The sequence below is a fragment of the Aromatoleum aromaticum EbN1 genome, from assembly GCF_000025965.1.
Taxonomy (GTDB): domain Bacteria; phylum Pseudomonadota; class Gammaproteobacteria; order Burkholderiales; family Rhodocyclaceae; genus Aromatoleum; species Aromatoleum aromaticum.
In genome coordinates this window covers 1166695-1181354 of the sequence record NC_006513.1, presented here as the reverse complement: position 1 = coordinate 1181354, position 14660 = coordinate 1166695, and the positions used below count along the sequence as shown (strand labels likewise).

Annotated in this window: 10 protein-coding genes; 8 read left to right on the top strand and 2 right to left on the bottom strand. The window is 68.7% G+C overall.

Annotated features, from left to right (window positions below; all coding sequences use genetic code 11):
- Window positions 1-211: 211 nt before the first annotated feature.
- The 4 genes from EBN1_RS05605 to EBN1_RS05590 all read left to right on the top strand — a co-directional run bounded on the left by EBN1_RS05605 (window position 212) and on the right by EBN1_RS05590 (window position 5175).
- Window positions 212-751, top strand: coding sequence for a tetratricopeptide repeat protein (locus EBN1_RS05605; RefSeq protein WP_011236950.1), 540 nt, complete (start codon window positions 212-214; stop codon window positions 749-751).
- 162 nt (window positions 752-913) lie between these two features.
- Window positions 914-2425: an extracellular catalytic domain type 1 short-chain-length polyhydroxyalkanoate depolymerase gene (locus tag EBN1_RS05600; RefSeq protein ID WP_011236949.1), complete on the top strand. Its 1512-nt coding sequence runs from the start codon at window positions 914-916 to the stop codon at window positions 2423-2425.
- The gene (locus EBN1_RS05595; RefSeq protein ID WP_011236948.1) at window positions 2422-3498 is read left to right on the top strand and encodes a tellurite resistance/C4-dicarboxylate transporter family protein; all 1077 of its coding nucleotides are present in this window, start codon (window positions 2422-2424) and stop codon (window positions 3496-3498) included. The genes EBN1_RS05600 and EBN1_RS05595 overlap by 4 nt, the downstream gene beginning before the upstream one ends.
- Before the next feature lie 297 nt (window positions 3499-3795).
- A complete protein-coding gene (locus EBN1_RS05590) occupies window positions 3796-5175 on the top strand; it encodes an IS110-like element ISAzo22 family transposase (protein WP_011236947.1) in 1380 nt (459 codons plus the stop codon).
- A 224-nt stretch (window positions 5176-5399) separates the two neighbouring features.
- On the opposite strand, the gene EBN1_RS05585 is transcribed toward EBN1_RS05590, so the two are convergent.
- Window positions 5400-6452 (bottom strand): NAD(P)/FAD-dependent oxidoreductase, encoded by a 1053-nt coding sequence (locus EBN1_RS05585; RefSeq protein ID WP_241762813.1) that lies wholly within the window; start codon window positions 6450-6452, stop codon window positions 5400-5402.
- Window positions 6453-6543: 91 nt separating this feature from the next.
- Between EBN1_RS05585 and EBN1_RS05580 the strand changes: the two genes are divergently transcribed.
- On the top strand, window positions 6544-8172 hold the full coding sequence (locus tag EBN1_RS05580) for an isovaleryl-CoA dehydrogenase (protein ID WP_011236945.1): 1629 nt from the start codon (window positions 6544-6546) through the stop codon (window positions 8170-8172).
- 64 nt (window positions 8173-8236) lie between these two features.
- Here the strand turns inward: EBN1_RS05580 and EBN1_RS05575 are convergent, their stop codons facing one another.
- A complete protein-coding gene (locus EBN1_RS05575; RefSeq protein ID WP_011236944.1) occupies window positions 8237-8965 on the bottom strand; it encodes a glutathione S-transferase in 729 nt (242 codons plus the stop codon).
- A gap of 387 nt (window positions 8966-9352) precedes the next feature.
- On the opposite strand from EBN1_RS05575, the gene EBN1_RS05570 reads away from it, so the two are divergent.
- The 3 genes from EBN1_RS05570 to EBN1_RS05560 are packed head-to-tail and all read left to right on the top strand — an operon-like array spanning window position 9353 to window position 14522.
- A complete protein-coding gene (locus tag EBN1_RS05570) occupies window positions 9353-9907 on the top strand; it encodes a DUF2760 domain-containing protein (protein ID WP_011236943.1) in 555 nt (184 codons plus the stop codon).
- Window positions 9904-11748: an Hsp70 family protein gene (locus tag EBN1_RS05565; RefSeq protein WP_011236942.1), complete on the top strand. Its 1845-nt coding sequence runs from the start codon at window positions 9904-9906 to the stop codon at window positions 11746-11748. The genes EBN1_RS05570 and EBN1_RS05565 overlap by 4 nt, the downstream gene beginning before the upstream one ends.
- A 5-nt stretch (window positions 11749-11753) precedes the next feature.
- Window positions 11754-14522 (top strand): Hsp70 family protein, encoded by a 2769-nt coding sequence (locus EBN1_RS05560; protein ID WP_011236941.1) that lies wholly within the window; start codon window positions 11754-11756, stop codon window positions 14520-14522.
- Window positions 14523-14660 lie beyond the last annotated feature (138 nt).

Here is a 14660-nt window from a genome sequence, read left to right as displayed (position 1 = left end):
AGAAAGGCCGGAAACAGCGGGATTCCGGCGAACTAGGGTGTGCCACCGTCGCCCCTGGCACACCCCCACCTGTGCCACGCCATTCGAATGGCACACCCGGTCGTGCCAGCAGGACGGGCATGGCGCAGCCGGGAGCTCCCGTTCGGCGAAACCGTTTTGCCCGGCCAAGCCTGCAGTTAAACTCGCGCTTTCTCGCCGCGTCGGAGCCACGATGGACTGCATCTCCCTGAACACCGTCTCGTCGCTCTCGGGCCTCAGCAAGCGCACGCTGTGGCGCCGGGTCGCGGATGGCCTGCTCCGCACACAGACTCTCGGTGCCGGCGAGCGCACGCTCGTCGCGCTCGACGACGCGCTGGCGCTCTCCCGCCTGCGCGTGGAACCGGATGACCGCGAGCTGATCCTCGATGCGGATGCCGGCATCGCGGCAGCGCAGTGCGACTTCGCGCTGCTGTTCCTTGCGCAGAACCTGCCCGAAGAGGCCGTGCGCTGGCTCGACGCCGCAGCCCAGCAGAATTGCCCCGAAGCCATGCACTGGCTCGGCCGCTGTTACATCGCCGGGACCGGAGTTCCGGCCGACGAAAAAGCGGGGATGGAGTGGATCGCAAGAGCCGCCAGCCGCGGCCACGCCACAGCCCCCCGCATGATCCAGTACCTCACGAAACCTTCCCCCCCCCCCCCCCCGCGACCCTGCCGCCCTCGAATCGGCCCTCGACGCAATCGACCGGGAAGTCGTCCTGCGCGTGCTGAATGAGACGGCGCACCCTGCTCGCAGGTAAGCGGAAAAGTGGTCGTGAAGTAATCTGCGCGATGTGCCAAAAGCGGCGCAAAAAAGTGTCAATACGTGCGCCGCGTGACAGCGGGATGGTCGAATCGCCTGCGGACTTTCCACGGCGAGCTTCAAGGAGATTTGTCGATGCGCGTGAAACGGGTATGGCGAAATGCGCTGGCTGCGGTGCTGCTGGCCCTGTGTGGCGCGGCGGCGGTGGCCGGCACGACCGAAGCTTTCACGTTCCGCGCGCAGGACTATTCCGGCTCGCGCGACCGGCAGTACAAAGTCTATGTTCCGGACGGCCTGAGCGGGCCGGCGCCGCTGGTCATGGCGCTGCACGGCTGCCAGCAGACCGAGGAAGACGTGCTGCGCGACTGGGGCCTGACCGCCGCCGCCGAACGCTACGGCTTCATCCTCGTCGCGCCGCGCATCACCAGCTACGACGGCCTGCGCAACACCAACTGCTGGGGGTTCTGGTTCGACGCGCATCAGCACGAAGGGCGCGGCGAGCCGGAAGACCTGCATCGCATCGCGCGCGAAGTCGAGGGCAACTTCGACATCGACCCGGCGCGCCGCTACATCACCGGCTTGTCGTCGGGTGCGGCGATGACGGTGGTCGCGGCGGTCGCGCACAACGAATACTGGGCGGCGGCCGCGAGCGTGGCCGGGATTCCCTATGGCGAAGATTCGGCGTCGGTGTCGCTGTCGGGCCAGTGCCCCGGGCGGGCGACGTTCCATTCGGTGAGCCGCGTCGTCGCCGACATGCAGGCCGAAGTCGATGACCCTTATCCGATCCCGCTGCTGGTGGTGCAGAACGACGCCGACTGCACGGTCGTCCAGCAGGCCGGTCACAATCTGCGCGACGCGCATCTGATCGTGTTCGGTTCGGCCGGACACGATACGCCGGCGACGGCGATGGCGCGGCAGACGCCGTGCACAGCGGTGTTCGGCGACGAAGACTATGGTTGCCGGCATTCCGTCTTCACGGCGGACGGCGACACCGCGAGCCGCTCGGTCGTTGAAACCGTGTTCTACGACGGCCCGCAGGCGACGCCGAACCCGTCCGACACCGACCATGGCCACTACTGGATCGGCGGCGAGCAGGGGCGGGACGGCAAATGGTCGATCCGGCACGGGCCGAGCTTGCCGGACATCGCGTGGAATTTCTTCGAGCGCCATCCGCGCGCAGCCGCCGCCGAGCCGGGCGGCCCGCGCATCACGATCGCCGGGGCGAACCCGCTGAGCCTGGAAGAGGGGCAGACGTTCGTCGATCCGGGCGCGAGCGCCACCGATCCCGAGGACGGCGAGCTCGCGGTAAGTGCCGACTGCAGCAGCGTAGACACGGCCCGGCCGGGCCGCTATGCATGCACCTACAGCGCGACCGACAGCGCCGGCAACACGGCGTCGGCGAGCCGCGCAGTCGAAGTCCTCGCGCGTGGCGGTCCCGGCATGAGCTGCACGCCGGAAACGGCCTCGCCAAGCGCACACGTGGTTGCCGGCCGCGCCACCGCCAACGGCTGGTTTTTCACTCATGCGCTATCGACCGGCGACCGGCAGGACATCGGCTTCAGCTGGAATTTCTGGTCGAGTGTCACGCTGTACGAAGGGGAACCGGGCCAGTGGTACGCCCGCCCGCCGCAGGGGTGCGAAGGATGACCGCCGCTCCGGCGGCACGCACGCTTGCCGGCGCGCGCCTGCTGCAGGATCTCGAAGGCATGTCTCCGGCGTACTTCGGCATGGTCATGGCGACCGGGATCATTTCGCTGGGCGCGCATCTCCTCGCGCTGCCGCGCCTCGCGCAGGGGCTGTTCGTCCTCAACGTCGGCATCTACGGCGTCATCGCGGTGCTGTTCGTGCTGCGCATGATCCGCTTTCCGCAGCGCTTCTTCGGCGACATGGTCGATCACCTGCGCGGGCCCGGCTTCTTCACCGCAGTGGCCGCGTCCGGCATCCTCGGCAGCCAGTTCCTGATCCTCGCGGACAGCGAAGCGGCCGGGCTCACACTGTGGTTCGTCGCGATCGCGCTGTGGATCGGACTGACCTACACGATCTTCACGGCCTTCACCGTCAAGGAACAAAAGCCGACGCTCGACCGCGGCATCAGCGGCGGCTGGCTGCTCGCGGTCGTCGCGACGCAGTCGATCGCAGTGCTCGGCGCGCTGCTCGCGAACCACCTCGAGCAGCCTTACCGGCTGGAGCTGAACTTCCTCGCGCTGTCGATGTGGCTGTGGGGCGGCATGCTCTACATCTGGATGATGTCGCTGATTTTCTACCGCTACACGTTCTTCCTGTTCTCGCCGGGCGACCTCGCGCCGCCGTACTGGATCAACATGGGCGCGATGGCGATCTCGACACTCGCCGGCTCGCTGCTGATCGCAAACGCCCCCGACGCGCCTTTCCTGCATTCGCTGCTGCCGTTCCTCAAGGGGTTCACGGTCTTTTACTGGGCGACGGGCACATGGTGGATTCCGATGCTGCTGATCCTCGGCCTGTGGCGGCATGTCTACAAGCGCTTCCCGCTGAAGTACGACCCGCTGTACTGGGGCGCGGTGTTCCCGCTCGGCATGTACGCCGCGAGCACGCAGCAGATGGCGGGCGCGATGGGCTTCGATTTCCTCGGTTTCGTGCCGCCGATCTTCCTGTATGCCGCGCTCGCCGCTTGGAGCGCCGCGTTCGTCGGCGTCGTGCGCGACCTGTGGCGCCGCCTTGGCACCTCCCGTAGTTATTAAGGCGGCAATCAAATAGAACCGTTCGTCCTGAGTGGGATATTCGCCCGATGGTCGAAAGGCGTTGGCAAGAAACAGGGCGGTGGTAGTGTTCGGGGAGTTGCTTGTGGACAAAGACCGACTGAGCACTGGTGCCCTGGAGCCCGTCCTCTGAGTATGGTTGAGGCATCGTCGGCGAGTATGGTGAGTCCCCTGGCGCGTTGGTGCTGGCCACCGGCGGGTCTGTCCGACATCCCGATTGAGAGATTGAGCGTATCGACATGCCCACGTCCGCGAGCGACCTTGACTCAAGGAGAGAACATGGCGCAACGAGTTGGTCCGACCCGACGCGGAGTTGACGGCACACCGGTCGAGCCGTTGAGCATCAAGCATCCCAACGCTGCCGGCATCGACATCGGCGGGGCAAGCCACTATGTGGCGGTGCCGCCTGATCGGGTAGGCAAAGGCGAGCCCGCGGTGCGCGAATTCGGACCGCACACCGAAGACCTGGTCGCGGTTGCCAATTGGCTTTGCGCGTGCCGCATCGATACCGTCGCGCTCGAATCGACGGGGGTGTATTGGATAGCGCTGTACGAGCTTCTGCAAGCGCGTGGCTTTGAGGTGTGGCTGGTCGATGCCAAAAGCGTACGCCACGTCAAGGCGCGCAAATCCGACGTGCTTGATTGCCAGTGGTTGCAACAACTGCACAGCTTCGGACTGCTGAGTCAGGCGCATCGGCCGGATGAGCAGGTTTGCGCGCTGCGCGAGATGTCGCGGCTGCGCGACATCACCATCGATGAGCGCGCCCGGCATACCCAGCGCATGCAAAAGGCGCTCACCCAGATGAATGTGCAACTCACCAACGTGATTACCGACATCACCGGCGAGACGGGCATGAACATCATCCGCGCCATCGTTGCCGGCGAGCGCGACCGCATGGCCCTCGCGCAGTTGAGGAACTACCGGGTACATGCCAGCACCGAGCAGATTGCCAAGGCGCTCGAAGGGCGTTGGAGCCGCGAGCATCTGTTCAGTCTTGCCCACGAGCTCAAGGCCTATGACTTTGCCAGCGAGCAGATTGCGCGGCTGGACGCCGAGATCGAGGGGCGGCTTGAGGCGATGCGCGTCTTCGACAAGAGGCCGGAGGCGAACGCGAACAAGGGACGTCGCAAGAACACGCTGGCCTTCGACGGACGGCGGGCACTGATGAACTGGTGCGGCGTGGATTTGACCGAAGTGCCCGGCATCGACGTGGGCACCGCCCTGAAGATCCTCTCGGAGTTGGGGAGCTCGCTCACCCGCTTCGCCACGGCAAAGCATTTCTGCTCGTGGCTGGGACTGTGCCCCGGCACGCGGATTTCTGGCAACAAGAAGCTCTCCGGCGCCAGCAAACGAATCCCCAACCGTGTCGCGCGGGCGTTGAAACTCGCCGCGCTGGGCTTGTCGCGCTCGCGCTGCGCCATGGGGGCCTATTACCGAAAGCTTGCCCTGCGCATGGGCTCGCCCAAGGCCATTACCGCCGTGGCGCATAAGCTCGCGCGTATTGTCCATGCGATGCTCAGCGGGCAGGCCAGCTACGTCAAGGAGGATCAGGCCAGGCACGAAGCGCGCTACCGCGAACGCGCCATCAAAGCACTGCAGAAGCGCGCCCAGGAGCTCGGCCTGACCCTCTCGCCGCAGGCTGTTCCCGCTCAACCATAATGCCGATCGTTCCTCGCTGCACATTTTTAACCCATTGAATCAAGATGCGAAAATTACTGTTTCTTGAGAGCGTGTCGAAGGGCGCTGCCAAGGCTTCGACAAGCCTGTCCTGAGCGAGGCCGAAGGGCTCAGCCCGAACGGTATTTGGTTGCCGGGTTAATAGCGTATTCCCTGCCTCCTGCGGCGAAAAAATTCCTTCAGAAGTCGCGGGAAATGCAAAAGCTTCACTTGCGCCAGGCGGGTGCCAGCGCGAGGTGGATCGCGGCAGCGGCAATGGCGGCGTCGCCCGCGGCGACGCTGATCTGGTTCAGCCCCTGGGCGACGTCGCCGGCGGCATAAAGACCGTCGATACTGGTTTTCCGGTGGCGGTCGGTGAGGAGATAACCGGCTTCATCGGTGTCGGCGCCCATCGAAAGTTCCGCGTGGACGCGCGTACCCAACGCGCTATACACCGAGTCGCAGCAGGTTTCGGCTGCGCCATGACGCACGCGGACCTCTGCGTCCCACAGGCGCAGGCTGTCGACAGGCTCGGGAGCCCAGCGGATGCCGGCTTCGGCCAGGCGATCGGAATGCTCTTCGATGCGGAAGTCGTGCGATGTCCGGAAGACGTGCAGGCGGGCCGTGAAATTGCGCAGATAAAGCGCTTCGCGGATGCCGGCTTCGCTGGCCGCGAGTACACCGACCGCTTTGTCGATGATTTCGTAGCCGTCGCAGACCGGGCAATAGCGCAGCGCGCCGGTACGCACCGCTTCGACTAGGTGCGGGAGATCCGGTTCGACGTCGGAGACGCCCGTCGCCAGCAGGACGGTACGGGCCAACAGGCGGGTGCCGTCCGCCAGAACGGCCGCGAAGCCCGGCGCCACCCGCTCCAGCGTTTCGACCCGGCCGACGGAAAGTTCCGCGCCATAAGCTTCGGCCTGTTTGCGGATGGCCGCCACCAGCTTGTTCCCGGGAACGCCGCGCGGATAGCCTGGCATGTTGTGGGATCGGGGAATGCGCGTGGCCCGGCTGCAACCGTCATCGACGACCCTGACGCGGCGACGAAAGCGCGCCAGGTAGAGCGCCCCGGCCAGGCCGCCCGGCCCGCCGCCGATCACCAGCGCATCGTAGATATCCGCCATGCTCGCTCCCCGTATCTGACAATTTGCGCCGGCCTGCCCGCCCGAGAGGCGGCAACAGGAACCTCGCGGCAGCAGCCGAAGCAAAAAGCTCTCCGCGCCGCATTCAGGACCTCGCTCAAGAAACACGACCACGAACTCGACCGCATCGCCCGCCACGCCATGAAGCGGACGGCTGTGCGCAGGTGGACATGCGCTGCGGCCGCGTTCTAGGCTGAAGCACGGCGAAAGCGTCGCGGCGGGAGGTCCCATGTGGCGAACTCATGAAGTCTTCAACCAGGTACCGGTGCTGAGCGACTGCAACCTGTTCGACACCGACATCGCGCTGCGCGAAGCGGTGGTGCGCGACGGCGCGGGGTGGCACGCCGAGGCACTGCACGGGCAGGGCGAAGTGCTGGGCAGCGCCGACACGCAGCGGCTCGCGCAACTCGCCGACCGTCACGTGCCGGAGCTTGTCGCGTACGACCGCTGCGGCCGGCGCGTCGACGACGTCGATTTCCACCCCGCCTGGTCGTGCCTGCTCGCGCTGCTGTACGCCGACGGCGTGCACAGCTCGGCGTGGTTCGAGCCGCGCCCCGGCGCGCACGTCGCGCGGGCCGCGTCGTTCTTCCTGCACGGCCAGGCGGAAGCCGGCTCGCTGTGTCCGGTCACGATGACGTTCGCGTCGATCCCGGTGCTGCGCCGGGAGCCGGCGCTGTTCGGCGCGCTGGCCGACAAGTTCCGCTCGCGCGACTACGACGGGCGCGACGTGCCGCTCGCCGGCAAGCGCTCGGCGATGATCGGCATGGGCATGACCGAGAAGCAGGGCGGCTCCGACCTGCGCGCGAACACGACTGAAGCGCGGCCGCTCGCCGCCGGCAGCCGCGACCACCTGCTGGTCGGGCACAAATGGTTTTTCTCGGTGCCGACGTGCGACGCGCACCTCGTGCTCGCGCACAGCCCCGCCGGGCTGTCGTGCTTCTTCGTGCCGCGCTGGCTGCCCGATGGCAGCCGCAACGCGGTGCGCATCCGGCGTCTCAAGGACAAGCTCGGCAACCGCTCGAACGCGTCGGCCGAAGTCGAGTTCGAGGATGCTTTCGGCACGCTGGTCGGCGACGAGGGACGCGGCATCGCGACGATCATGGAGATGGCGGCGCAGACCCGGCTCGACTGCGTGCTCGGCAGCGCCGCGCTGATGCGCCGTGCGCTCGTCGAAGCGATCCATCATGCCCGCCATCGCTCGGCGTTCGGCAACGTGCTCGTCGCGCAGCCGCTGATGCGCAACGTGCTGGCGGAGCTCGCGCTCGAAAGCGAAGTGGCGACGATGCTCGCGATGCGCCTGGCGAAGGCGGTCGAGTCGGACGACGATCCACTGGAACGCGCGTGGCGGCGCATCGTCACGCCGGCGGCGAAGTTCTGGATCTGCAAGCGCGCGATCGCATTCGTCGCCGAATGCATGGAAGTGTGGGGCGGCAATGGCTACGTCGAGGACGGCCCGATGGCGCGCCTGTACCGCGAGGCGCCAGTGAACTCGATCTGGGAAGGGTCGGGCAACGTAATGTGCCTCGACGTGTTGCGCGCCGCCGCGCGCGAGCCGGACGGAGTCGAGGCGCTATGGCGGGAACTGTCGCAGGCCCTCGCCGGTAACGCGGCGCTCGTGCACGCGCTCGGCGACCTGGCGAACCGGCTGCGCGCCCCGGCCGAAGCCGAATGGCACGCGCGCCACGTCGCGATGCAGCTGGTCCTGCTCGTGCAGGCGGGATTGCTGCTGCGGCATGCGCCGGGGAATGTCGCTGCAGCGTTCATCGACAGCCGCTTCGACCGCCCGGCCGGACAGGTCCCGGGCCTGCTCACGAAGCCCGACGCGACGACGCTGATCGATCGGGCGTGGCCGGGCTGACGGTACGGGTACAAGTGTCGCGGCGAAGTACGCTGCGCCAGGTGCCTGACTGCGCCGGGGCCGGCTAACGGTCGAGTTCCGGGTAATGGCGGAAAATGCCCTCTTCGCTGAACGGCAGGCGCCGCTCCGACGCGAGATACGCGACGAGGCGCGGGCGCCGGGCGACGCGGCGGTGAAGCTCGACGAGGCCTGGACAGCCCGGTTCGAGGCGCGACATCGTGCGCGGGAACGCGTAGCGCAGGCCTGCGACGACCTGGAACATCGACAGGTCGACGTACGACAGCGTGTCGCCGACGAGGTAGCCGCTGCGAAAGCTGTTCTGCGCGCGGACCTGCTCGAAATAGCCGAGGAACTTCGGTAGCCGGTTCTTCGTGAAGTCCTTGGCGCGGCGCAGCGCTTCGGGCTTCTGATCTTCGTAATACAGGCTGCTCGCGATCGGGTGGTGGGTGTCGTGGATTTCGCCGACGAGGTCGGCAATCGTCAGCTGCAGCTGGTGCGCCCAGTGCCGCCCCGCCTCGGTCTTCGGCGCGAGGCGGAGCCGCGGGCCGAGATACAGCAGGATGTTGGCGGTCTGCCCGATCACGAGGTCGCCCGCTTTAAGGAACGGCGGCGCGAACGGCACGTGTTCGAGCGATTCGCCGCCCAGGAGCCGCAGCAGCGCCGGCAGGCCCGTACCGTTTTCCTCCGGCAGGCGGGCAACGTCGACATAGTCGGCGCCCGCTTCTTCGAGCAGCAGGCGAACGAATTCGCCGCGCCCCTGGATCGACGGCCAGTAATACAGTTCGTAGCGCATGAGGATGCTCTCCCGCGGTGATCGACGCGAACCGCGTCGGCGGTAGTGCCATGGCCGGCGCGCCGAGCCTGCCCGGATGGTACGATCCGCACGCTGGCGGCCGCCCGACCGGTCTCGCTGTCATTGTGGGCGCCAGGCGAAGAATCGACTATATTGCGTCGCACCATCCCTGGCGCCAGACAGCCTGGCCGATGGGTGCGACAACCGGAATCGAATTGCGGCGCGCGGCGGGACGGTTCCCGGAAGGGAACGCAGGCGCGGCGGCGACGACGTCACCGCCGGTCGCCCACGAACGGCTGCCGTGCGCGCGTTCCGCCGCCGGACGCCCGATCCCGGCCCCGCCGTGCCGGACAACTACAGGACCTACAGGACCTACAGGACCTTTTCATGGCTCAGACCCCTCCTTCTTTCATGCGCCGACTGTCGCTTGCGTTCGGCGCGTTCTTCTCGATCATTGGCAACCGTGACTTCGCCGCGCAGGTGATGGGCCTGCGCGCGGGCGCCGACGTCGCCGCGCCGCCCGCCGCTGAACCCGCCCCCGACGTGCGTCCGCTGCGCGAAGTTCCGCACGAGGCCGCGCTGCAGCTGCTCGGCATGCTGCAGCGCGAAGCGCGCCTCATCGATTTCGTCGCGGAGGACATCTCGGTCTATTCCGACGCCGATGTCGGCAGCGCGGCACGCCTGGTGCATGCCGGGTGCCGCAAGGCGCTGGGCGAGCATTTCAGCATCGAGCCGGTGCACGCCGACGCCGAAGGCAGCCGCGTGACCCTCACCGACGGTTTCGACGCCGCGGCGATCCGTCTCACCGGCAACGTCGTCGGCAAGCCGCCTTTCACCGGCACGATCAGCCATCGCGGCTGGCGCGTCACCGACGCGCGCCTGCCGAAGCTCGCCGAGCAACATGACGCTTCGATCATCGCGCAGGCGGAGGTGGAGCTATGAGCGAGCCGCGTTTCGTCATCGGCATCGACCTCGGCACGACCCACTGCGCGCTGTCGTACATCGACATTGCCGGCAGCGACGGCGAACACGCCGCCCAAGAAGTGCTGGAGATTCCGCAGCTGACCGGCCCCGGCGCCGTCGAGGCGCTGCCGCTGCTGCCGTCCTTCCTCTACCTGCCACACGAGAACGAGCTCGGCGAAGGCGAGCTGACGCTGCCGTGGACGAGCGCGCAGGACTACGTCGTCGGCGAATTCGCGCGCTCGCGCGGTGCCGGCACGCCGATCCGCCTCGTGTCGAGCGCGAAAAGCTGGCTGTGCCATCCGGGCGTCGACCGCAAGGCGGCGATCCTGCCAAGCGACGCACCTGACGAGGTCGCGCGGATTTCGCCGCTCGAAGCGTCGGTGCGCTACCTGGCGCATCTGCGCGACGCGTGGAACGACGCGCAGCCCGACGCGCCGTTCGACGAGCAGGACATCACCGTGACGATCCCCGCGTCGTTCGACCCGGCCGCGCGCGAGCTGACTGCGGAAGCCGCGGCCACTGCCGGCTACCGCCACATGACGCTGCTCGAGGAACCGCAGGCGGCGCTGTACAGCTGGATCCAGACGAGCGAAGGGCACTGGCGCGACGAGGCGAAGCCCGGCGACGTCATCCTCGTCGTCGATGTCGGCGGCGGCACGACCGACCTGTCGCTGATCGCGGTCGTCGAACGCGACGGCAACCTCGAACTGCACCGCGTCGCGGTCGGCGAGCACATCCTGCTCGGCGGCGACAACATGGATCTCGCACTCGCGTACGCGGTCGCGCGCAATCTCGCGGCGGCGGGCACGCAGCTTGACGCGTGGCAGATGCGCGCCCTCGCGCACGCGTGCCGCAGCGCGAAGGAGACGCTGCTCGGCGACCCGACGGTCGACGCCGTGCCGATCGTCGTGCCGAGCCGCGGCGCGAAGCTCATTGGCGGCTCGATCCGCACCGAGCTCGGCCGCGAGATGCTGACCGCGACGATCGTAGACGGCTTCTTCCCGCCGGCCCAAGTCAGTGACCGGCCGCTGTCGCGCGCCCGCGCCGGCCTCACGCAGCTCGGCCTGCCGTATGCGCAGGACGCGGCGATCACGCGCCACCTCGCAGCGTTCCTCGGGCGCCAGCTCGGCGCGACGACCGAGCTGGAAGGTTTCGGCGCACTTCATCCGGCCGACGCGAGCTTCCTGCATCCGACCGCGGTGCTGTTCAACGGCGGCGTGTTCAAGTCCGCGCTGCTCGCCGATCGCGTGCTGGCGACGCTCGACGGCTGGCTCGAAGCCGAAGGGGCCGCGCCGGTCCGCGTGCTGCAACGCGCCGATCTCGACCTCGCGGTGTCGCGCGGCGCCGCATATTACGGCTACGTGCGGCGCGGCCGCGGCGTGCGCATCCGCGGCGGCACTGCCCGGGCGTACTACGTCGCGGTCGAGTCCGCGATGCCGGCGGTGCCGGGCGTCGAGCCGCCGATCCAGGCGCTGTGCCTCGCGCCGTTCGGCATGGAGGAAGGGACGGAGGCGCAGCTGCCGGCGCAGGAGTTCGGCCTGGTCGTCGGCGAACCGGTGCGGTTCCGCTTTTTCGGTTCGTCAGTGCGACGCCAGGACGAAGTCGGCACGCTGCTCGACTTCTGGGCGCCGGACGAGCTGCAGGAGCTCGAGGAGATCGAGGCCAGCCTGCCCGCGGAAGGCCGTGCCGCAGGCGAGATCGTGCGCGTGAAGCTGCATGCGCGCGTCACCGAAGCCGGCACGCTGGAGCTCGAAGCGCTGCCTGCGGACGGCAGCGCGCGCTGGAAAGTGTCGTTCGACGTGCGCGGCGGGCAGTCCTGAATGCCGTGAAGCCTTATCTCGTCGGGATCGACCTCGGGACCAGCAACACCGTCGTCGCGTACGCGGCGCCGGGCGAGGATGGCATCGCGCTGCTGCCGATCGATCAGCTCGTCGCCCCGGGCGAAGTCGCGGCGCGACCGCTGCTGCCGTCGCTGCGCTACCACCCGGCGCCCGGCGAGCTGAGCCGGGACGATCTGCAGCTGCCGTGGGTGGCGGCCGATGTTGCCGGCGTCGAGCCGGTCGTCGTCGGCGGCCTCGCGCGCGAGCTTGGCGCGCAGGTGCCGGGACGGCTCGTTGCCAGCGCGAAAAGCTGGCTGTCGCACGCCGGCGTCGATCGCAGCGCGCCGATTCTGCCTTGGGGGGCGGGCGACGACGTCGCGAAAGTGTCGCCGGTCGCGGCGAGCGCGAGTTACCTCGCGCACGTGCGCGCGGCGTGGAACGCGCGCTTCCCGGACGCGCCGCTGGAGCGCCAAGAGGTCGTGCTTACCGTGCCCGCGTCGTTCGACGAAGGGGCGCGGGCGCTGACGCTCGAAGCGGCGCGGCTCGCGCAGCTGCCGGCGCTGCGCTTGCTCGAGGAGCCGCAGGCGGCGTGCTACGACTGGCTGTTCCGCCACCGGGCAACACTCGCGGCGGAACTGGAGGCGACGCGGCTAATCCTCGTCTGCGACGTCGGCGGCGGCACGACCGACTTCACGCTGATCCGCGTCGCCGTCGAGGAGGGCGAACCACGCTTGACCCGCATCGGCGTCGGCGACCACCTGATGCTCGGTGGCGACAACATGGATCTCGCGCTCGCGCATGTCGTCGAAGCGCGCCTCGGCGTGGCCGAGGGCAAGCTCACCGCGGCGCGCTTTTCGCAGCTCCTGCAGCGCTGCCGAGGCGCGAAGGAACAGCTGCTCGGCCCGGCCGCGCGCGAGCGCACGACGGTGACGCTGCTCGGGGCCGGCAGCCGGCTCGTCGGCGGCGCGCGCTCGGTCGAGCTTGCGCGCGACGAAGTCGAGCACCTGATCGTCGACGGCTTCCTGCCTCGAGGCGGTGCCGATCAGCGCCCGGCCCGGCGGCGCGCCGGCATCGTCGAATTCGGCCTGCCGTACCCGGCCGATCCCGCGATCACGCGCCACCTCGCGGCGTTTCTCGAGCGGCACGCGGCTGCGTCGCGGGAAGCGCTCGGCGCGGATGCGCCCGAAGCGCCCGAGCTGCCGGTGCCCGACACCGTGCTGCTCAATGGCGGCGTGTTCCGCTCGCATGCGCTGAGCGAGCGGCTGCAGCACGTGCTCGGCGGCTGGCGCGGCCAGGCGCTGCGCTTGTTGCACAACGACGACCCCGACGTCGCGGTCGCGCGCGGCGCCGTCGCGTACGCGCTGGTACGTGCCGGGCAGGGGCCGCGCATCGGCGGAGGTGCGCCGCGCAGCTACTTCCTCGTCATCGAGGGCGATGGGCCGTCGCGGCGCGGCGTGTGCGTGCTGCCGCGCGGCACCGAAGAAGCCGTCGAAGTCCATCTACCGGAGCGCAGCTTCGCGCTGAAGCTCGGCCAGCCGGTGCAGTTCCACCTCGTGTCGTCGGCCGCCGACACGCCGCATCAGGCGGGCGACCTCGTCGACATCGCCGGCGACGACTTCGTGCGCCTGCCGCCGATCGCGACCGTCATCCCGGCGGCCGGCAGCGGTACCGTCGACGTGCCGGTGCGGATCGTTGCCACGATGACCGAAGTCGGCACGCTCGACATGCATTGCGTCAGCATTGCCGAGCCCGCGCGCCGCTGGCTGCTCGCGTTCCAGCTGCGCGGCGACGGCGCAGCGCAGGCGGAAACGGTCGCGGCACTGCCGCCGCGCTTCGCCGACGCGGTCGAAGCGGTCGAGCGCGTCTTCGGCTCCCGCTCGCACGACCTCAGCGGCAAGGAAGTGCGTCAGCTGCGCGGCCAGCTCGACCACCTGCTCGGCAAGCGTGAAAGCTGGGACGTGCCGCTGCTGCGCGCATTGTTCGACGTGCTGTGGGAGCGCGTGCGGCGCCGGCGCCGCTCGGCCGAGCACGAGCGCCTGTGGCTCAATCTTGCCGGCTACTGCCTGCGGCCCGGGCTCGGCTATCCGCTCGACGACTGGCGGGTCGAGCAGCTGTGGACGCTGTTCGGGCAGGGCATCCAGTACGTGCGGGAGCGGCAGAACTGGTCGGAATGGTGGACGCTGTGGCGGCGCGCGGCGGGCGGACTGGGTGCGGCCGAACAGCTGCTCGTGCTGCAGGCGGCGGGCGAACAGCTCGAAGCCGACGACGCCGCGCGACGCGCCCGCCAGCCGCTCGGGACGCGCGGCAGCCTCGAGGATCTCGTGCGGCTGGCCGCATCGCTCGAGCGGGTCGAAGTCGAACATCGCATCGAGATCGGCGAATGGCTGATCGAGCGGCTGCAGAGACCCGCGGAAAAGCACAACGCGTGGTGGGCGGTCGGGCGCATCGGCGCGCGCGAGCCGCTGTACGGCAGCGCGCACAACGTCGTGCCGGCCGACGTGGCGACGCGCTGGCTCGACGCGATCCTCGCACTCGACTGGAAGCGCATCGAGCCGGCCGCGTTCGCCGCAGCCCAGATCGCCCGCATGACCGGCGACCGCTCGCGCGACCTGCCCGCCGAACTCCGTGACGAAGTGGCGCGGCGCCTCGCGGCGATCAACGCACCGCCGAGCTGGACCGCGATGGTGCGCGAAGTCGTCGTGCTCGAGGAAGCCGAGAAATGGCGTGCGTTCGGCGAAGCGCTGCCGCCGGGACTGCAGCTCCTCGACCACTGAACCCGCAACCCTAAGGCATGCCGTCATTCGCTGCGCGCATCGCGGCAATACCTTTGTCCTGTGCCCTGCCGCCGCATCCCGTATATAGTCCTGCAGGTGCAATGCACCCGGTTTCGTTTGCTTTCAACAAGGAGAACA